At 73.1% G+C, this 17361-nt stretch carries 22 protein-coding genes; 13 read left to right on the top strand and 9 right to left on the bottom strand.

Translation table 11 applies throughout. The features are described 5' to 3' along the window. Positions 1–13 precede the first annotated feature (13 nt). Positions 14–484: an Lrp/AsnC family transcriptional regulator gene (locus QWU11_RS26480; protein WP_290117121.1), complete on the bottom strand. Its 471-nt coding sequence runs from the start codon at positions 482–484 to the stop codon at positions 14–16. Between the two features lie 93 nt (positions 485–577). Between QWU11_RS26480 and QWU11_RS26475 the strand changes: the two genes are divergently transcribed. Genes QWU11_RS26475 through QWU11_RS26465 form a run of 3 tightly spaced genes read left to right on the top strand, consistent with a single transcriptional unit; the run spans position 578 to position 2899 of the window. Next, the gene (locus QWU11_RS26475; RefSeq protein ID WP_290117120.1) at positions 578–1432 is read left to right on the top strand and encodes an LLM class flavin-dependent oxidoreductase; all 855 of its coding nucleotides are present in this window, start codon (positions 578–580) and stop codon (positions 1430–1432) included. Further along, positions 1429–1851 carry a nucleoside deaminase gene (locus QWU11_RS26470; RefSeq protein WP_290117119.1) on the top strand — a complete coding sequence of 141 codons (423 nt, stop codon included), beginning with the start codon at positions 1429–1431 and terminating at the stop codon, positions 1849–1851. Before QWU11_RS26475 ends, QWU11_RS26470 begins: the two co-directional genes overlap by 4 nt. Positions 1852–1876: 25 nt before the next feature. Beyond that, positions 1877–2899 (top strand): zinc-dependent alcohol dehydrogenase family protein, encoded by a 1023-nt coding sequence (locus tag QWU11_RS26465; protein ID WP_290117118.1) that lies wholly within the window; start codon positions 1877–1879, stop codon positions 2897–2899. A gap of 1 nt (position 2900) precedes the next feature. Here QWU11_RS26465 and QWU11_RS26460 read toward each other — a convergent pair whose 3' ends face one another. Genes QWU11_RS26460 through QWU11_RS26450 form a run of 3 tightly spaced genes read right to left on the bottom strand, consistent with a single transcriptional unit; the run spans position 2901 to position 5386 of the window. After that, entirely contained in the window at positions 2901–3770 is an 870-nt protein-coding gene (locus QWU11_RS26460) for an ABC transporter permease (RefSeq protein WP_290117117.1), read from the bottom strand. A gap of 3 nt (positions 3771–3773) precedes the next feature. Further along, entirely contained in the window at positions 3774–4754 is a 981-nt protein-coding gene (locus QWU11_RS26455; protein WP_290117116.1) for an ATP-binding cassette domain-containing protein, read from the bottom strand. Continuing rightward, a complete protein-coding gene (locus QWU11_RS26450) occupies positions 4751–5386 on the bottom strand; it encodes a PadR family transcriptional regulator (protein WP_290117115.1) in 636 nt (211 codons plus the stop codon). The genes QWU11_RS26455 and QWU11_RS26450 overlap by 4 nt, the downstream gene beginning before the upstream one ends. A gap of 222 nt (positions 5387–5608) precedes the next feature. On the opposite strand from QWU11_RS26450, the gene QWU11_RS26445 reads away from it, so the two are divergent. Continuing rightward, positions 5609–6832, top strand: coding sequence for an isochorismate synthase (locus QWU11_RS26445; RefSeq protein ID WP_290117114.1), 1224 nt, complete (start codon positions 5609–5611; stop codon positions 6830–6832). Between the two features lie 98 nt (positions 6833–6930). Beyond that, a complete protein-coding gene (locus tag QWU11_RS26440) occupies positions 6931–7722 on the top strand; it encodes a tyrosine-protein phosphatase (protein WP_290117113.1) in 792 nt (263 codons plus the stop codon). A gap of 4 nt (positions 7723–7726) precedes the next feature. Here QWU11_RS26440 and QWU11_RS26435 read toward each other — a convergent pair whose 3' ends face one another. Next, positions 7727–8113, bottom strand: a complete 387-nt coding sequence (locus QWU11_RS26435) for a helix-turn-helix domain-containing protein (protein WP_290117112.1) — start codon at positions 8111–8113, stop codon at positions 7727–7729. A gap of 81 nt (positions 8114–8194) precedes the next feature. Between QWU11_RS26435 and QWU11_RS26430 the strand changes: the two genes are divergently transcribed. After that, the gene (locus QWU11_RS26430; RefSeq protein WP_290117111.1) at positions 8195–9091 is read left to right on the top strand and encodes a zinc-binding dehydrogenase; all 897 of its coding nucleotides are present in this window, start codon (positions 8195–8197) and stop codon (positions 9089–9091) included. A gap of 106 nt (positions 9092–9197) precedes the next feature. After that, complete coding sequence (locus QWU11_RS26425; RefSeq protein ID WP_290117110.1) at positions 9198–9668, top strand: aegerolysin family protein; 471 nt, start codon at positions 9198–9200, stop codon at positions 9666–9668. A gap of 44 nt (positions 9669–9712) precedes the next feature. Here the strand turns inward: QWU11_RS26425 and QWU11_RS26420 are convergent, their stop codons facing one another. Next, positions 9713–10858 carry a DUF6596 domain-containing protein gene (locus QWU11_RS26420; protein WP_290117301.1) on the bottom strand — a complete coding sequence of 382 codons (1146 nt, stop codon included), beginning with the start codon at positions 10856–10858 and terminating at the stop codon, positions 9713–9715. Between the two features lie 6 nt (positions 10859–10864). Continuing rightward, positions 10865–11275: a YciI family protein gene (locus QWU11_RS26415; protein ID WP_290117109.1), complete on the bottom strand. Its 411-nt coding sequence runs from the start codon at positions 11273–11275 to the stop codon at positions 10865–10867. A 162-nt stretch (positions 11276–11437) separates the two neighbouring features. Here QWU11_RS26415 and QWU11_RS26410 point away from each other — a divergent pair, with 162 nt between their 5' ends. The 5 genes from QWU11_RS26410 to QWU11_RS26390 all read left to right on the top strand — a co-directional run bounded on the left by QWU11_RS26410 (position 11438) and on the right by QWU11_RS26390 (position 14849). Further along, positions 11438–11863, top strand: coding sequence for a VOC family protein (locus QWU11_RS26410; protein WP_290117300.1), 426 nt, complete (start codon positions 11438–11440; stop codon positions 11861–11863). Between the two features lie 50 nt (positions 11864–11913). Further along, positions 11914–12414: a pyridoxamine 5'-phosphate oxidase family protein gene (locus tag QWU11_RS26405; protein ID WP_290117108.1), complete on the top strand. Its 501-nt coding sequence runs from the start codon at positions 11914–11916 to the stop codon at positions 12412–12414. Positions 12415–12510: 96 nt separating this feature from the next. Continuing rightward, positions 12511–12957, top strand: a complete 447-nt coding sequence (locus QWU11_RS26400; RefSeq protein ID WP_290117107.1) for a MarR family transcriptional regulator — start codon at positions 12511–12513, stop codon at positions 12955–12957. Beyond that, positions 12950–14356 carry an MFS transporter gene (locus QWU11_RS26395; RefSeq protein WP_290117106.1) on the top strand — a complete coding sequence of 469 codons (1407 nt, stop codon included), beginning with the start codon at positions 12950–12952 and terminating at the stop codon, positions 14354–14356. The genes QWU11_RS26400 and QWU11_RS26395 overlap by 8 nt, the downstream gene beginning before the upstream one ends. 19 nt (positions 14357–14375) lie before the next feature. Next, a complete protein-coding gene (locus tag QWU11_RS26390; RefSeq protein WP_290117105.1) occupies positions 14376–14849 on the top strand; it encodes an isochorismatase family protein in 474 nt (157 codons plus the stop codon). Here the strand turns inward: QWU11_RS26390 and QWU11_RS26385 are convergent. Continuing rightward, on the bottom strand, positions 14846–15676 hold the full coding sequence (locus tag QWU11_RS26385) for a helix-turn-helix transcriptional regulator (protein WP_290117104.1): 831 nt from the start codon (positions 15674–15676) through the stop codon (positions 14846–14848). The two genes, QWU11_RS26390 and QWU11_RS26385, sit on opposite strands and share 4 nt — an antisense overlap. Before the next feature lie 102 nt (positions 15677–15778). Between QWU11_RS26385 and QWU11_RS26380 the strand changes: the two genes are divergently transcribed. Next, positions 15779–16486, top strand: coding sequence for an SDR family NAD(P)-dependent oxidoreductase (locus QWU11_RS26380; protein WP_290117103.1), 708 nt, complete (start codon positions 15779–15781; stop codon positions 16484–16486). A 1-nt stretch (position 16487) separates the two neighbouring features. Here the strand turns inward: QWU11_RS26380 and QWU11_RS26375 are convergent, their stop codons facing one another. Continuing rightward, positions 16488–17057 (bottom strand): TetR/AcrR family transcriptional regulator, encoded by a 570-nt coding sequence (locus tag QWU11_RS26375; protein ID WP_290117102.1) that lies wholly within the window; start codon positions 17055–17057, stop codon positions 16488–16490. Positions 17058–17361 lie beyond the last annotated feature (304 nt).

Below are 17361 nucleotides of genomic sequence, written 5' to 3'. Positions count from 1 at the left end.
AACGGCAGGTCTGCTACTCAGAACCCTCAAAGCCGGCGGCGGGGCGCCGGGGCCCGCGGTAGGGCAGGGTCTGGCTGTAGACGATGTTGGTCGTCGTGCTGCCGAACTCCGCCAGCTCCCCCATGAGCGCCTCGAGGTGCCCCATCGACGCCGCCGCGACCTTGAGCGTGTAACAGTCATCGCCCGTCGTGCGCAGGCACTCCAGGATCTCCAGGCGCTCCTCCAGCAGCTCGTGCAGCGGCCCGTGCCGGTTGCCGGGGTACTTCAGGCGTACGACGGCCAGCACCGCGAAGCCGACCTTCTCAAGGTCGACGTCGGCGCGGTAGCCGGTGATGACGCCCGTCGCCTCCAGGCGCTTGACGCGTTCGGTGGTCGCCGACGCGCTGAGGCTGACCCGCCGGCCCAGCTCGGTCAGCGGGATCCGGCCGTCCCGCTGGACCTCGACGAGGATCGCCCAGTCCGTCGCATCAAGAATCTCGGCCATTCCTCGAATATACCGGCAGATCCACGGCCGAACAGCCCGCAAGCCGGGAGAAGCCTCTTCCGGCGGCGTCGAGCTCCTGGATAGCCTGGTGGCGTGAAGATCGGCGTGAACGTCCCCAACTTCGGCCCCGGCACCGACCCCGGCGTGCTGCGCGACTGGGCGCGCACCGTGGAGGGCCTGGGCTTTGACCTGCTGATGGTCTCCGACCACGTCGCGGTGACCCCCGACGTCGCCGAGCAGTACCCCGCGCCGTTCTACGAGCCGTTCACGACGCTGTCGTGGCTGGCCGGCGTCACCGAACGGGTACGCCTCGGGACCACGGTCCTCATCGTCCCGTACCGGCATCCGCTGCTCGTCGCCCGCATGGCCGCCAACCTCCACCGGCTCAGCGGCGGGCGGCTGGTCCTCGGCGTGGGCGTCGGCTGGGCCCGCCAGGAGTTCGCGGCGCTCGGCGTCCCGTTCGAGCGGCGCGGCCGGCTCACCGACGAACACCTCCAGACGATGCGCGCCGCGTGGGCGGACGAGGCGGACTACGACCTCGGCTCGCCGATCCCGATCTGGGTCGGCGGCAACAGCGACGCCGGCATGCGCCGCGCCGTACGCCTCGGCGACGCCTGGCACCCGCTGCGCCGCAGCCTCCCGTGGACCCGCGCGGCGCTCGGCCGTCTCGCCGCCATCGCCGAGGAGGAAGGGCGCCCCGTACCCCCCGTCGTGCCGCGCGTCGTGCTGCGCCTGACCGCCGCGCCGCTCACCGGCCCGGACCGCCTCGCCGGCGAAGGAACGCTGGAGCAGGTCACCGACGACCTGGAACGGCTCCGCGGGCTCGGCGCCGGCACCGTCGTCCTCGACCCGTTCGACGGCGACCCCGAAGAGACCCGTCACCCGCGGCGGGCCTGGCGCGACCTAGCGACCGTGGCCGCCGCCCTCGACCTCAAAGGATCATCATGAACGCCGCAGAAGAGGAACTGCTCCGCCGCGCCGTCGCGCTGGCCGCCGAGGCGCGCGCGAACGGCGATCCGCCGTTCGGGTCGCTGCTGGCCGCCCCGGACGGCGCCGTGCTCGCCGAAGAGCGCAACACAACCGTCACCGGCGCCGACATCAGCGCCCACCCCGAGCTGAAGCTCGCCGTCTGGGCGGCGCGCGAGCTCGACCCCGTCACCGCGGCGGCCACCACGATGTACACGAGCTGCCAGCCGTGCGGCATGTGCGCGGGCGCCATCGAACGCTCCGGCCTGGGCCGGGTCGTGTTCGCGCTGTCCAACGACCAGCTCTCCGCCCTCAAGCCGGGCGGCGGCTGGCCGGTCGTCCCGCAGGAGGGCCCGGCCCTGCACGAGGAGGCCCGCGCCGCGGTCGAGGGCTACTACTGACCGCCGTGCCGGTACGGTGATCGCGATGCGCGCGGTGATGTACGAGGAGTTCGGCGGCGTGCCGCGGGTGGCCGGCCTGCCCGACCCGGTGCCGCCGCCGCACGGCGTGGTGATCCGGGTCGAGGCGACCGGCCTGTGCCGTAGCGATTGGCACGGCTGGATGGGCCACGAGCCCGGCATCGCGCTGCCGCACGTCCCCGGGCACGAGCTGGCCGGCGTCGTCGAGGCCGCCGGCCCGGAGGTGACCGGCCACCGCGCCGGGGAGCGCGTCACGGTCCCGTTCGTCTGCGCGTGCGGGCGTTGCGCCGCCTGCTCCGCCGGCGAGCAGCAGGTCTGTGAGCACCAGACCCAGCCCGGGTTCACGCACTGGGGCTCGTTCGCCGAGTACGTCGCCATCGACCACGCCGACGTCAACCTGGTGCCGCTGCCCGGGTCCATGGACGTACGCGCGGCGGCCGCGCTCGGCTGCCGGTTCGCCACCGCCTTCCGCGCCCTGACGGTCCACGGGCGCGTCGCGCCGGGCGCGTGGGTGGCGGTGCACGGCTGCGGCGGCGTCGGCCTGTCCGCGGTGATGATCGCCGCGGCGGCCGGGGCGCGCGTCGTCGCCGTCGACGTCTCCCCCGCCGCGCTGGACCTGGCGACCACGTTCGGCGCCGCGGCCTGTGTCCAGGGCCCCGGCGGCGTCCCCGAGGCGATACGGGAACTGACCTCGGGCGGCGCGCACGTGTCCCTCGACGCGCTCGGCAACGCGGCGACCTGCGCGGACTCGATCGCGTGCCTGCGCAGGCGCGGACGTCACATCCAGGTCGGCCTGCTGCCGGAGGCCCCCGAGGTGGCGATGGACCGCGTCATCGCCTACGAGCTGGCGGTGCTGGGCAGCCACGGGATGCCCGCCCGCGCGTACGGGCCGATGCTGGACCTGGTCGCCGCCGGCACCCTGCGTCCCGACCGCCTGGTCACCGCCACGATCGGCCTCGCCGAGACGCCGGCGGCGCTGACGGCCATGGGAACCGCGCCGCCCGCCGGCGTGACGATCATCGAACCCTGACTCAGTCGGTACGGCGGAACTGGGCGATCGCGATGCCGAGCAGCGCCGCGCCCAGCACCAGGACCATGCCGATCTCCACCAGCGGCGGCACGTGCCAGCCGAACCAGGTGACGCCCGGGTCGAACCGGGCCTTCAGCTGCGCGTTCGCCTTGAGGTGCGCGAACACCTCGTGGCGCAGCGGGTCCACCGCGTACGTCAGCGGGTTGACGCGGGTCAGGAAGCTCAGCCAGCCCGGCAGGCCCGACAGCGGGAACAGCGCCCCGGACAGGAACATCATCGGCATCATCGCCATCTGCATGATTCCAAAGAAGGACTGCATCTTCTTGATCCGCGCGGCCAGCACCACCCCGAACGCCGTGATCGTGAACGCTCCGGCGAACATCAGCACCACGAGCGCGGCGATCATGACCGGGTCGTACGGCACGCCGGCCAGCCCCGCCAGGGCGAGGATCACCACGCCCTGGGAGGTGGCCACGACCGCGCCGCCCAGGACCTTGCCGATGACGATCGCGGCACGGCCGACCGGGGCGACGAGCATCTCGCGCAGGAACCCGAACTCCCGGTCCCACACGATCGAGGCCGCCGAGAACATCCCGGTGAACATCACCGACATCGCGATGACGCCCGGGAAGATGAACGTCTTCAGGTCCACGTTCCCGCCGCCGGACACCAGCGCCCCCAGGCCGGTGCCCAGGACCAGCAGGTACAGCACCGGCTGGATCAGCTGGGAGACCATCCGGGTGCGGTCGTAGAAGAAACGCAGCAGCTCACGATGCAGGACGATCTTGACGGCCCGAAGGTCGTGGGCCACGCTGCGCCGCGCCACGTGGACCTTGGCGACCTCGACGGCGGGCTGCAGGTCGGTTGCCATCGCTCATCTCCTCATCATCCGGCGCGCCCAGTCCGTCGCGCTCGCCTCGGCGTCGCGGATCGTGGTGCCGGTGTAGTTCATGAACACGTCGTCGAGGGAGGGCCGGGCGACGTGCACCGACCGGATCGCCACGCCGAGCTCGGCGAACAGGCGCGGCACGAACGCCTCGCCGGAGGCGACCGCGAAGGTGACCGTCCCGTCGCGTACGCCGGCGTCGATGCCGAAGCGGCCCTTCAGCGCCGCGATCGCCGCCTCGTCGTCGCCGGTGGTGATCTGGACGCGGTCCTTGCCGATGCTCGCCTTGAGGTTCTCGGGGGTGTCGAGGACGACGATCTCACCGTGATCGATGATCGCGATGCGGTCGCAGTACTCGGCCTCCTCCATGTAGTGGGTGGTGAGGAAGATCGTGATGTCCTCGGTGTCCTTGAGCTGCTTGATGTAGCCCCAGATCGCGGCGCGCGTCTGCGGGTCCAGCCCGACGGTCGGCTCGTCCAGGAACAGCACCCGCGGGGAGTGCAGCAGGCCCCGGGCGATCTCCAGCCGCCGTTTCATCCCGCCGGAGAACGTCTCGACCTTGCTGTCCTTGCGGTCGCTCAGGTCGACCAGCTCCAGGACCTGGGCGATGCGCTCGTTCATCGCCTCCCGCGCCAGGCCGTACAGCTCGCCGTGGAAGCGGAGGTTCTGCTCGGCGGTCAGGTAGGCGTCCAGCGTCGGGTCCTGGAACACCAGGCCGATGTTGCGCCGCACCTCGTCGCGCTCGGCGACGATGTCGTGGCCGGCCACCCGCGCGGCGCCGCCGCTCGGGCCGACCAGGGTGCACAGCATGCCGATCGTGGTGGTCTTGCCGGCGCCGTTGGGCCCGAGGAAGCCGAAGACCTCCCCCGGCGCCACCTCGAAGCCGATGCCCTTGACCGCCTCGATGTCGCCGTACCGTTTCGCCAGGCCCTCGACCGCGACGGCCGGGCCCGCGGTGACCGTGTTCATTCGTCCTCCTCCTCGGCCAGCAGCCGGTACAGCGAGCGCCGCGTCTCGGTGAGGATCTGGCGGGTGCGGGCGTGCTGCGCCGGGGTGCCGGCCTCCATGACCTGCCGCATGGCCATGCCGAGCTGCATGAACAGCGCCCGCAGGTCGACCATCTCCTCGCTGACCGACTCCGCCACCGCCGCCCACGGCTCGGTGAGCTCCTCGCGGTTGTCGGCGACGTGGGTCCGGCCCTCGCCGGTGAGCCGGTACGTGCGGCGCCCGCCCTCCTCCTCGGCCCGTACGAGCCCTTCGTCCTCCAGCTGCTGCAGCGCCGGGTAGACCGAGCCGGGGCTGGGCCGCCAGATGCCGTGGCTGCGCTCGGTGATCTCCTGAATGATCTGGTAACCGTTGCGCGGGCCCTCGGCGAGCAGCGCGAGCGCCGCCGCGCGCACGTCGCCCTTGCGCACCTTCGGCGCCGCGCCGTGGGGCATCGGGCCCGGGCCGAAGAGCCCGGGGATCGGGGGCGCGCCCGGCAACGGGGGCGGGAAGCCGGGCGGTCCCGGCGGCGGGCCCGGGGGTCCGGGCGGTGCTCCGGGACCGCCCATGGCGGCGTGCGCGGCGGGGTCATGGGGTCCGTGCGGCCAGTGTTCCATCGCCTGTTCCTTTCCCGACCATCTAGATACCTTAACGATATATCGGACTCAGTCTTTGAACAAGGTGATATGTCTCGACTCGTACGGCTCGTTCGTACATAAGCCCGGCTAAGCTGCGGAAAGAGTGAGATGGACACAGGCCGGGGATGTCTCACGCATCACACCCGCTGCGGCGGTCCCCACTGTTTGAACAGGTTCAAATCTCCCGTACAGTGGTGCGTTGTGAACGTCGCAGTGGGAGTCCCCGAGCGCCTCGTCGTACGGACCGCCGCCGTCTCGGCGCCCGACGACCTCGTGGCGCGCCTGCCGCACACCCACGCGCTCGCCTGGGTACGGCACGGCGAGGGCCTCGTCGGCTGGGGCGAGGCCGCGCGGCTCGTCCTGCCCGGCGGGGAGGACCGCTTCACCCGCGCCCGCGAATGGCTCGCCTCGGTGTTCGGCACCGCCGCCGTGGAGGACCCGCTCGGCGTCCCCGGCTCGGGCCCGGTCGCCTTCGGCAGCTTCTCCTTCGACGACAAGTCCGGCGACTCGGTCCTCATCGTTCCGCGCGTCGTCCTGGGCCGCCGCGGCGGCCACGCCTGGTACACCACGATCGGCGACCACCCCGAGCCGCTCGCCCTGATGCGCCCGCCGGCCGCGCCCTCCGGCGTCCGCTGGTCCGACGGCGAGGTCAACGCGCCGCGCCACATGCGCGCCGTCGCCGCCGCGGTCGAGCGCATCCGCGCCGGGCACCTGTCCAAGGTCGTCCTGGCCCGTGACCTGCTCGCGGTCGCCGACTCCCCTATCGACACCCGCGTGCTGCTGCGCCGCCTCGCCGACCGCTTCCCCTCCTGCTACACCTTCGCCTGCGCCGGGCTGGTCGGCGCCACCCCCGAGCTCCTCGTCAGCCGCATGGGCGGCGACGTGGAGTCCCTGGTCCTGGCCGGCACGATCGCCCGCGACGCCGACGACGGCGCCGCCGAGACGCTGTTCGCCTCGGCCAAGGACCGCGAGGAGCACGCCTACGCCGCCGACATGGTCCGCGGCGCCCTCGCCCCGCTGTGCAGCGAGCTGACCATGCCCGAGGTCCCCGAGCTGCTGCGCCTGTCCAACCTCATCCACCTGGCCACCCCCGTACGCGGCCGGCTCGGCGAGGAGCGTTCCGTGCTGGACGTCGTCGCGGCCCTGCACCCGACGCCGGCGGTCGGCGGCACCCCCACCGAGACCGCGGTCGACGTGATCCGCGAACTGGAGACGATGGAGCGCGGCCGCTACGCGGGCCCGGTGGGCTGGATCGACGCCCGCGGCGACGGCGAATGGGGCATCGCGCTGCGCTGCGCCCAGGTCGAGGGCGCCCGCGCCCGCCTCTACGCGGGCGGCGGCATCGTCGCCGGCTCCGACCCGGCCGCCGAGCTGGCCGAGACCCAGACGAAGCTGCGCGTCATGCGCTACGCCATCGACGGCTGACCAGCGGCGGATTCGGACACCGGGGCACCTCCCGGTGGTCACGCAGACGGCCTGAACCGGCCTGAGAGGCGACATCTCGCCCGGATAGGGTCATCAGCATGACTCGATGGATCGAACTCGACGGCGCCGTCAACGTCCGTGACATGGGCGGCCTCGTCACGGCCGGCGGCCGTACCGTCCGTACCGGCCTGTTGCTCCGCTCGGACAACCTGCAGGGGCTCACGCCCGGCGACGTCGATCGTCTCGTCACCGTCATCGGACTGCGGCACGTCATCGACCTGCGCAGCGACATCGAGGTCGAGATCGAGGGCCCCGGCCCGCTCACCCGCGAGCCCGCCGTCACGATCCACCACCTGTCGCTGTTCGCCGAGGGCGGTGGCCTCACCGACGTGGACGCCGACACCCCGAGGGTCGACACCGACAAGATCCTTCCCTGGCAGGACCGGCAGGAGGAGGGCGGCCACGAGAGCGAGCGCAGCGTCGGCCACTATCTCGGGTACCTCGCCGACCGGCCCGACTCCGTCGTCTCGGCGCTGCGGGTCATGAGCGAGGGCACCTCGATCGTGCACTGCGCCGCGGGCAAGGACCGCACGGGCGTCGTCATCGCCTTCGTCCTGCACGTGCTCGGCGTCCCCCGCGAGGAGATCGTCGCCGACTACACCGCCACCGGCGACCGCCTCGAGGCCATCCTCGCGCGCCTGCGCTCCAGCCCCGCCTACGCCCAGGACCTGGACTCGCGGCCCGCCGACACTCACCGCCCGCACGCCTACACGATGGAGAAGTTCCTCACCATCCTCGACGAACGCCACGACGGCCCGGACGGCTGGCTCGAACGCCACGGCTGGACCGCCGAAGACGCCACCGCGCTCCGGGCCGCCCTGCTCGCCTGACCGGTCAGGCCCGGCCGTCGTCGTAGGCGGTGCGTGCCGCGTCGACCTCGGGCATGTGAGCCTCGGCCCACTCCTTGAGGTGGTGCATCGGCTCGAGCAGGGACATGCCCAGCGGCGTGAGCTCGTAGTCGACGCGTACGGGCACCGACGGCGTCACCGTACGGGTCAGCAGGCCGTCGCGTTCGAGGTTGCGCAGGGTCTGGGTCAGCATCTTCTGGCTCACCCCCTCGATCCGCGCGGACAGCTCGGAGTAGCGCATCCGGCCGCCCAGGCCGAGCGCCACGATCGTCAGGCTCGCCCACTTGTTGCTGATCGTGTCGAGCAGCCGCCGGCTGGGGCAGGAGGCGGCGAACGCGTCGAACCGCACGACCGGCTCATCCGTCGTGGTCATGTCCATGGCTCACCTCTGGGTTCCTACACCACCTCAAAGTGCCTACTTCCTAAAAGAGAGTAGAGCACCGATGGTGGGGCGATGACATTCGCACTCGTTTCCAAGCCCGACACCTCCGCGATCACCCGCGAGGAGGTCACGCTGCCCCCGCTGGGCCCGGGCGACCTGCGGGTCCGGGTCACGGCGGCGTCGGTCGACCCGGTGGACACCCTCTACGCCGGCGGGCCGGCGCGGGCGATCTTCGGGATCACCGGCACGGCCGGCATCGGCTTCTCCCTCACCGGCGTCGTCACCGCGACCGGCGCGGAGGTCACCGGCTTCGCGGCCGGTGACCCGGTCGCCGCGGTGCACGGCGACGTCTCGGCCCCGGCCCGCGCGCATGCCGAGGAGACGGTCGTGCCGGCGGCGAGCGCCGCGCTGCTGCCGGAGGGCCTCGACCCGGTCGACGCGGCCTCCGTCCCGGTCAACGCCCTGACCGCGGCACGGCTGGTGGACCGGCTCGGCCCGGCCGGCGGGCGGACCCTGCTGGTCACCGGCGCCGCCGGGGCGGTGGGCGGGTACGCCGTCGCGCTGGCCGCCCACGCCGGCTGGGCCGTCACCGGGCTGGCGCGCGCCTCCGACCGCGACTTCGTGCTGAGAGCCGGCGCGCGTGAGCTCGTCACGGAGGTGCCGGGGGCCTCGTTCGACGCGGTCGTCGACGGCGCCGTCCTGCACTCGGCCGCCCTTCCCGCGATCCGCGACGGCGGGACGTTCGCCGGCGTGCCCGCGGAGTCCGTGGCGGTGCCCGAGCGGGACATCGAGGTCGCCATCCTGAGCGTCGAGCCCGACGGCGGGAGGCTCGCCGAGCTCCTCGCCCTCGCCGCCTCCGGCGTCCTGGAGCCGCGGGTGGCCGGCCGGGTGCCGCTGACCGAGGCCGCGGCCGCGTACGAGAAGGTCGCCGGCGGCGGGCAGCGGGGCCGGTGGCTATTGGTCCCATAAAGGCCGGTCCCGCGAATTGAATGTCAGTGTTTTCACTGATGATCAAGCCCCTTGCGTCATAGCACCATGTGTTCTGCTGTTCACACTGAGTAGCAAGGGGGAAATCATGCGCAATTCCATCGGACTCGCGGGTGCCGCCGCCGGCGCGGCCCTGCTGTCCGCCGGCCTGTCCGTCCCGGCTCCCGCGGCCCACGCCGACGCCAAGCGGGCGGCCCGCAGCGTGGAGGTGTTCCTGGCCAACCTCACCCGGTGCGACCTGCTGCTGGTCACCGCACGGCTCGACCATGGCGAGTGGACGACCCGGCCGCCCCGGCTCATCCAGCTGGGCGACGAGGGCAAGTGGGAGTCCGAGTCCAACGGCGTCGGCACCGGGACCGAGGGCGAAGCGGACTACTTCACCCAGGCCTGCCGGAATCCGGCCGCCAACAACAAACGAATCCATCTGCACTGGGACAACCCGTTCATCGGGTCGAACAGTTACGACACCGCGGGGACCGACGGGGCATTCCAGTCCCATATCGTCGGCGGCAGCGGAAATCACGCCGGAGTGTCGTTCACCTTCAAGCCCACGGCGTGAGATGAGAGACGCGGTAGGCCGGCCGGCCTACCGCGTCTCTCGCCTCAACGGCGCGGCCGCGCGTTCAGCCGTGCGGCCTGCCGCGTGAGGTGGTCGCGTTCGGGGATGCTGGCCGCCGACCGGGCGGCCTCGGCGTACAGCCGCGCCGCGGTCACCGGGTCGCCGTCACGCTCGTGCAGGTACGCCGCGACGGCGGTGTGGCGCGGCAGGGCGGGGTCGAGCTCCGCCAGGGCGGCCAGCCCGGCCCGCGGCCCGTCCGCCTCGCCGACCGCGACGGCCCGGTTGAGGCGGGCCACGGGGCTGCCGGTGAGGCCCACCAGCTCGTCGTACCACTCGACGATCTGCACCCAGTCGGTCTCCTCGACCGTGGGGGCGTCGGCGTGCAGCGCGGCGACGGCCGCCTGGGCCTGGAACTCCCCCAGGCGGTCGCGGGCGAGGGCCGCCTGGAGCACCTCGACGCCCTCGGCGATCAGCCGGGTGTCCCACAGGCCGCGGTCCTGCTCGGCGAGAGGCACGAGCCGGCCGCCGGGGCCGGTCCGCGCCGGGCGCCGCGCGTGGTGGAGCAGCATGAGCGCGAGCAGGCCCGCGACCTCCTCGTGGTCGATCCTGGCCGCGAGCTCGCGGGTGAGCCGGATCGCCTCGCCGGCGAGGTCGACGTCGCCGGAGTAGCCCTCGTTGAAGACCAGGTAGAGCACGCGCAGCACCGTGGCGACGTCCCCGGGCCGGTCGAAGCGGACGTCGGCGACGGTCCGCTTGGCCCGGCTGATCCGCTGGGCCATGGTCGCCTCCGGCACGAGGTAGGCCCGTGCGATCTGGCGTGTGGTCAGGCCGCCGACCGCGCGCAGCGTGAGCGCGACGGCCGAGGCCGGGGTGAGCGACGGGTGCGCGCACAGGAAGTACAGCTGGAGCGTGTCGTCCACCGCCTCGCCCGGGCCGGGCGCGGGCTCGTCCTCGACGCGTACCTCGCGGTGCCGCCGGGAGGTGTCGGCGCGGGCGGCGTCGAGGAACTTCCGCCAGGCCACGGTGACCAGCCACCCCTTGGGGTCGCGCGGCGGGTCGCCCGGCCACAGGCGCACGGCCTCGACCAGGGCGTCCTGCACGGCGTCCTCGGCCGCCGCGAAGTCGGCTCCGCGACGGACGAGGATCCCGATCACCTCGGGGGTGAGGGTTCGCAGCAGGGCCTCATCCACCATGCGTCACTCCGTGATGCATGTCGCATGCGCGCCCAGGAACGGGCGGATTTCGAGCCACTCGTCGATCGGCTTCCCGCCGGCACCCGGAGCCGCGGACAGCTCGCCGGCCAGCTCGAGTGCCCGCTCGTAGGTCTCGACGTCGATCACCATCCAGCCGGCGATCAGGTCCTTGGTCTCGGCGAACGGCCCGTCGGTGACCGGCGGCCGCCCCTCACCGCCGGAGCGGACGAACGTGCCCTCCGGCGAGAGCCCCTGACTCTCGACGAACTCGCCGGTGCCCTCCAGCCGGTCCGCGAAGTCCTGCATGTACTGCACGTGCGCCGAGACCTCCTCCGGCGTCCACTGGTCCATCGGCACGTCGTTGGCCGACGCGGGCGCGCCCCGGTAGTGCTTGAGCAGCAGATATCTGGCCATCGTGTTCTCCTCTTCAGGGTGCGTCCCATTGTGTACGCCGGCGGGTTCTCCGATCTCGCCGTCGCCGGTTGTCGAGAACGCGGTGCCGGCTCCGTCCTAGGTACACCAGCGGCCACGGCAGGCCGCGACGAAGAAAGGAGAACCACCGTGACGATTCAGCGGATGGACAACGTCGGCATCGTCGTCGACGACCTCGAGGCCGCCATCGCGTTCTTCGGAGAACTCGGCATGGAGCTGGAGGGCACGGCGCGGATCGAGGGCCCCTGGGCGGACCGCACCGTCGGGCTCGACGGCGTCCGCTGCGACATCGCGATGATGCGGACCCCGGACGGCCACGGGCGACTCGAGCTGGCGAAATACCACTCCCCCGCGGCGATCGGCGCCGGCCCGCACAACCCGCCGCACAACACGCTGGGCATGCATCGCGTCATGTTCGCCGTCGACGACATCGACGCCACGGTCGCCGGACTGCGGGCCCACGGCGCGGAACTCGTCGGAGAGGTGGCGCAGTACCAGGACAGCCACCGGCTCTGCTACGTCCGCGGACCCGAGGGGATCATCGTCGCGCTGGCCGAGCAGCTCGGCTGAGGGCCGACCGGAACGATCCGCCGGACCAGGGAACGACAACGGGAGGCACCGTGCGACCGAACGAGATCACCGAGATTCTGAACCGGCCGATCAGCCGGGAACTGCTGGCCCGCGACCTGGCCCGCCTGGCCTACGTCGCCAGGGACGGCACACCGCGCAACGTTCCGATCGCGTTCGCCTGGAACGGCTCGGAGATCGTCATGTGCACCGCGAAGAACGCCCCGAAGCTCCCGGCCCTGCGCAACGACCCGATGGTCGCCCTGACGATCGACACCGAGGTGCACCCGCCCAAGATTCTGCTCATCCGGGGCCGGGCCGAGCTGGACCCCGTCGATGGCATCCCGGACGAGTATCTCCAGGCGACCGGCACCTATGAGATGACGCCTGAGCAACGGACCGGGTGGGAGGCGGAGGTGCGTTCGCTCTACCACGACGGCATGGTCCGGATCGTGGTGACCCCGACCTGGGCGAAGCTGATCGACTTCGAGACGACGCTGCCGAGCGCGGTGGAGGAGCTGGCCCGGCGGCGGGAGGAGCGTCAGCGCGCCTGACACGGCGGTCCGGGAAGGCTGCGCCGATACTCAGCGCAGCCCGAACTGTACAGCTGAAACTGTACAACTCAAGCTGCGGGTTCTAGGGTGGGGCGCATGAACGACAGCCCGCGCCCGTCCCCCTCGGCGGTCCAGGCCTCACGCGAGGTCCGCATGATCATCGGCCGTCTGCGGCGTCGCATCCTGAACGCCGCCGGGGCCGGGGACATCACCTTCGGCCAGGAGTCGGTGCTGACGCGCCTGTCCGGGGAGCAGGGCGTCACGGCCAGTGAGCTCGCCTCGGCCGAGGGGGTGCGCCACCAGTCGATGACGGCCACGGTCGCGTCACTGACCGCCCTGGGGCTGGTGGAACGGCGGCCCGACCCCGATGACGGGCGCCGGCTGCTGATCGCGCTGACCGCGGCGGGGCACCGGCGGGTGGAGGAGGGACGGCAGGCCCGGCAGGAGTGGCTCGCCGGCCGGTTGCAGAACCGGTGCACCGAGGAGGAACGGCGGGCCGTGATCGCCGCGATGGCGGTGCTGGAGCGCCTCACCCGTGACTGAACCCGCGACCCGGCCCTCGACCGGCGCTACGACGGCGGCGGGGGGCTTCGACCGGCGGCTGCTGCCGCCGATGATGCTCGGCTCGGTCCTGAACCCGGTCAACTCGACGATCATCGCCGTCACGCTCGTCCCCATCGGCGACGCGCTGGGCGCGCCGCCCTCGCGGACGGCGTGGCTGGTCTCGGCCCTCTACCTGGCCACGGCCCTCGGGCAGCCGGTCGTGGGCCGGCTCATCGACGTCTTCGGGCCGCGCCGGCTCTTCCTGGTCAGCACGAGCCTGGTCGGGGTCGCCGGGGTCATCGGCACCCTGGCGCCGGACCTGGGGGTGCTGATCGCCTCGCGGGTCCTGCTGGGGTTCGGCACCTGCGCCGGGTACCCGGCCGCGATGGCGCTGCTGCGCAGCGAGGCCGCGCGCACCGGCCGGGACAGCCCCGGCGGGGTGCTGACCGCCCTGGCCGTCACCAACCAGACCATCGCCGTGATCGGCCCGCTGCTGGGCGGCCTGCTGATCGGCCTGGGCGGCTGGCGCGCCACCTTCGCGCTGAACGTGCCGCTGGCCGCCGCGGCCGTGCTGCTGGGGCTGCTGCGGCTGCCCCGGGAGCCCGAGCCCCCGCGGCGCGGAGGCCTCGCCGACCGGATCGATCTGCCCGGCATGGCACTGTTCGCCGCGATGCTGCTCTCGCTGCTGCTGTTCCTGATGAACCTGCACCTGCGCGACTGGTACCTGCTGGTGATCGCCGTCGCCGCGAGCGCCGCGTTCGCGGCGAGGGAGCTGCGGGCCGCCACCCCGTTCATCGACCTGCGGGTGCTGGGCGGCGGCAACACGCCGCTGCTGGTCACCTACCTGCGCGCGCTGGTCGCCTACGTCGTCTCCTACTCCTTCCTGTACGGGTTCACCCAGTGGACGGAGGAGGGCTTCGGTCTCTCGCCCTTCCACGCCGGGCTGGCGCAGATCCCGATGTTCCTGGTTGCCATCGGCGTCGCGATCGTCTCCGGGCGGCGCAGGGGCGTACGCGGCAAGCTGCTCGCCGGCGCGCTCGGGCAGATCGCCGCCTGCGGGGTGATGCTGACGCTCACCGAGGACAGCCCCGTGTGGGCGCTGGTCCTCGTCGCCCTGGTCTTCGGCCTCCCGCAGGGCCTGAACAGTCTGGCCCTGCAGAACTCCGTCTACTTCCAGTCCGACCCCGAGCGCACCGCCTCCTCGGCCGGCCTGCTGCGCACCTTCGCCTATGTCGGCTCGATGGTCGCCTCCTCCACGACGGCCGTCTCCTTCGGGCGGCGCGCGGACACCGGCGGCATGCACGAACTCGCCTGGATCATGCTCGGCGCGGGCGTGCTCTACCTGCTCCTGACCGTCTTCGACCGAACGCTCGGCCGTACGGCGGAGACCCCCACCTGACCTGAACGAAAGGCACGCGATGCCCCGTACCGCCCTGCTCGCCATGGACCTCAAGGCCGGCCACCTCGCGCGCACGCCCGCGGACTACCTGCCGTACGCCGTGGGCGCGATCGAGACGGCTCGCGCCGCGGGCGTCCCGGTCATCCACGTGGCGCTCCGGCTGCGCCCCGGCCACGCCGGCGCCCACCCCCGCAACAAGATATTCGGCGCCCTCCCGCACCACCGCTACACGGCCGGCGATCCCGACGCCGCCATCCACCCCGACGTGTTCCCGGCGGACGGGGAGATCGTCGTCCACAAGAACCGCGTCAGCGCCTTCGCCGGCAACGACCTCGGCCAGATCCTGGCCGCGCAGGGCGTGGAGCACCTCCGGCTGCGCGCGCACGTCGAGATCATGCGCGACTACCGGAACCGGGGCACGCTCCGGACCCGCACCTGGCAGGTCGCGACGCTGGACCGGCCGGACCTCCTGCGCGCCCTGACCCGCGGCTAGCCGGCGAGGGTCTGGGTGCCGACGACGCCCAGGAGCTCGAGGCGTTCGGCGTCCCGGGTGCCGGGCTCGGCCGTGTAGACCATGATCCGTAGGTCGCTGCCCTCGACGCTGAGCACGTCGCAGTCCAGCGTCAGGACGCCCACCTGCGGGTGGTCGACGGTCTTGCGCGCCGCCTCGTGCCGCCCGACGGCGCCGGAGTCCCACAGCCCGGCGAACCGGTCGCTGCCGGCCCGCAGTTCCGCGACCAGGCGCCGCAGCCGCCGGTCCGCCGGATAGCGGCTCGCCGTCGTACGCAGCGCGCAGACCTGCGCGACCTCGATCTCCCGCCGGGCCTGCGGCGTGTGGCGCACACGGCCGCCGGTGCCCAGGAAGGTGCGCCAGACCGCGTTGCGGTCGTCGCCGTGATATTCCCCCATCAGCGCCGTGTACAGCGGGTTGGCCACCAGCAGCGTCCATGTCGCGTCGCTGACCGCGACGGGCGTGCCGGCCAGACGGTCCAGCATCCGCTGGACGCCCGGCGTGATGTGGGCGGGGACCGTGCCCCGCCCCGGAGGGACCAGCCCCGCGACCTTGAACAGGTGCTCGCGCTCGGCGGCGGACACGCGCAGGGCCCGGCCGAGCGCCTCGACGACCTGCTCCGAGGGGTTGGCGGCCCGGCCTTGTTCGAGGCGGGTGACGTAGTCGACCGAGATCCCGGCCAGCAGCGCGAGCTCCTCACGGCGCAGCCCCGCCGCGCGCCGGTGCCCGCCGGCGGGCAGTCCGGCCGCCTCCGGGGACACCCGGTCCCGCCAGCGCCGTACCGTGTGCCCGAACTCCGTCCTCGCCATGACACCACTGTGCACCGTCCCGGCCGGATCGTCCTGGCACTGACGGTCCCAGGAAGCGGAGACGACTGGTGGCCCGGACGTCCCCGGCCCGACCGTGGGGCCATGACGACAACACTGATCACCGGAGCGAACAAGGGTCTCGGTTTCGAGACCGCCCGCCGGCTCGTCGCCGCGGGACACACCGTCTACGTGGGGAGCCGGGACGCCGGACGCGGGCGCCGCGCCGCCGCGGAGCTGGGCGCGCGGGCGGTGCGGATCGACGTCACCGACGACGCGTCCGTGGCGGCCGCGGCGCGCGCCGTCGAGGCCGGCGGAGGGCTGGACGTCCTCGTCAACAACGCCGGCGTCCAGGCGGAGCTGAGCGGCGGCACCGTGATCGGCGCCGCGGAGCTGACCGCCGAGGTGATGCGGGAGACGTTCGAGACGAACGTCTTCGGCACGGTACGGGTCCTGCACGCGTTCCTCCCGCTGCTGCGGCGCTCCGTCGCCCCGGTCGTGGTCAACGTCAGCAGCGGCCTGGCCTCGCTCACCCGCGTCACCGCCCCGGGCACCCCCTCCCACGCCTACCGGGGCGTCGCGTACCCGGCGTCGAAGACGGCCGTCAACATGATCACAGTGCAGTACGCAAAGGCGTTCCCCGGCATGCGGATCAACGCCGTGGAGCCCGGTTTCTCCAGAACCGACCTGAACGGGCACACCGGCCGCCAGAGCGCCGGGCAGGGCGCTGAGATCATCGCGCGGATGGCGCAGGCGGGACCGGACGGCCCGACCGGAGGCTACTTCGCCGCCGAGGGCCCCCTCCCCTGGTGACTCATGGGGCCACGGCGCGCGCGACGCAGCCGCGCAGCAGGGCCCGGCGGCGGTCGTGCTCGGCGGGGGGCTCGTCGGCGGTGGCGGTGCAGAGGCCGCCGGCCGGCGACCAGGCGCACGCCATGCCGATGAGTAGGACCATCAGGTCGAACGGGTCGCCGCCCCGCAGGCGACCCGCGGCCTGGGTCTCGGCCGTGAGCTTCGGCTCGTGCTGGGCGGTGCTGTCGGACCACAGGCCGGTCGGGTGCCGCTCCAGCCGGACCAGGTCGGGCCGGCAAAGGTTCTGGTCGTAGACCCCGACGGCCCAGCCGGGCAGGCCCTCGACGTCGGACGGGACGGCCTCGGTGGTGAGGCCCACACGGTCGGCGATCGCCACGTCGAACAGGCCCTCCTTGCTGCCGAAGTAGGCGTGGAACCGGGCCTTGTCGGTGCGCGCCGCGGCGATGACGCGCTCGGTGAACTCCTCGGCGGCCGCGTCGAGGATGCGCCGGCTGGTCGCGGCGCCGCGCCGCGCGGCGCGGCGCGGCCGGCGGCCGGGGCACGGCAGAGCACACGTCCGAACACCAGACACCCCCCTAGGTGTGGGTTGGCGGCAGGGGGGGGATGAGTCGGGCGGGGGGGGGGGGGGGGGTGGTGGGGGGGGGGGGGGGGGGGGGGGGGGGGGGGGGGGGGGGGGTGGGGGGGCCCCGGGGGGTTGGGGGGTTGTCCGGGGGTTTTGGGGGGTGCGGGGGGGGGGGGGGGGGGGGGGGTGGACATCCGGGCGCGGCGGCGGGCGTTCATGGCCGGTACGGAGGGTGTGGCGGACCGTACGACGGCGGGGTTGGGTGAGGCGATCGGGCTGGGGTTGGAGGAGGCGGGGGTCGGGCTGGGTGAGG

The sequence above is a fragment of the Actinomadura sp. DC4 genome (genome assembly GCF_030406325.1).
Taxonomy (GTDB): domain Bacteria; phylum Actinomycetota; class Actinomycetes; order Streptosporangiales; family Streptosporangiaceae; genus Actinoallomurus.
This window is presented reverse-complemented; position numbering and strand designations above follow the sequence as displayed.

Coding starts and splice junctions, on each gene's coding strand:
- QWU11_RS26480 (WP_290117121.1), bottom strand. CDS start 484: ATGGCCGAGATTCTTGATGCGACGGACTGGGCGATCCTCGTCGAGGTC.
- QWU11_RS26470 (WP_290117119.1), top strand. CDS start 1,429: ATGAACGCCGCAGAAGAGGAACTGCTCCGCCGCGCCGTCGCGCTGGCC.
- QWU11_RS26465 (WP_290117118.1), top strand. CDS start 1,877: ATGCGCGCGGTGATGTACGAGGAGTTCGGCGGCGTGCCGCGGGTGGCC.
- QWU11_RS26460 (WP_290117117.1), bottom strand. CDS start 3,770: ATGGCAACCGACCTGCAGCCCGCCGTCGAGGTCGCCAAGGTCCACGTG.
- QWU11_RS26455 (WP_290117116.1), bottom strand. CDS start 4,754: ATGAACACGGTCACCGCGGGCCCGGCCGTCGCGGTCGAGGGCCTGGCG.
- QWU11_RS26450 (WP_290117115.1), bottom strand. CDS start 5,386: ATGGAACACTGGCCGCACGGACCCCATGACCCCGCCGCGCACGCCGCC.
- QWU11_RS26440 (WP_290117113.1), top strand. CDS start 6,931: ATGACTCGATGGATCGAACTCGACGGCGCCGTCAACGTCCGTGACATG.
- QWU11_RS26435 (WP_290117112.1), bottom strand. CDS start 8,113: ATGACCACGACGGATGAGCCGGTCGTGCGGTTCGACGCGTTCGCCGCC.
- QWU11_RS26430 (WP_290117111.1), top strand. CDS start 8,195: ATGACATTCGCACTCGTTTCCAAGCCCGACACCTCCGCGATCACCCGC.
- QWU11_RS26425 (WP_290117110.1), top strand. CDS start 9,198: ATGCGCAATTCCATCGGACTCGCGGGTGCCGCCGCCGGCGCGGCCCTG.
- QWU11_RS26415 (WP_290117109.1), bottom strand. CDS start 11,275: ATGGCCAGATATCTGCTGCTCAAGCACTACCGGGGCGCGCCCGCGTCG.
- QWU11_RS26410 (WP_290117300.1), top strand. CDS start 11,438: ATGGACAACGTCGGCATCGTCGTCGACGACCTCGAGGCCGCCATCGCG.
- QWU11_RS26400 (WP_290117107.1), top strand. CDS start 12,511: ATGAACGACAGCCCGCGCCCGTCCCCCTCGGCGGTCCAGGCCTCACGC.
- QWU11_RS26390 (WP_290117105.1), top strand. CDS start 14,376: ATGCCCCGTACCGCCCTGCTCGCCATGGACCTCAAGGCCGGCCACCTC.
- QWU11_RS26385 (WP_290117104.1), bottom strand. CDS start 15,676: ATGGCGAGGACGGAGTTCGGGCACACGGTACGGCGCTGGCGGGACCGG.
- QWU11_RS26380 (WP_290117103.1), top strand. CDS start 15,779: ATGACGACAACACTGATCACCGGAGCGAACAAGGGTCTCGGTTTCGAG.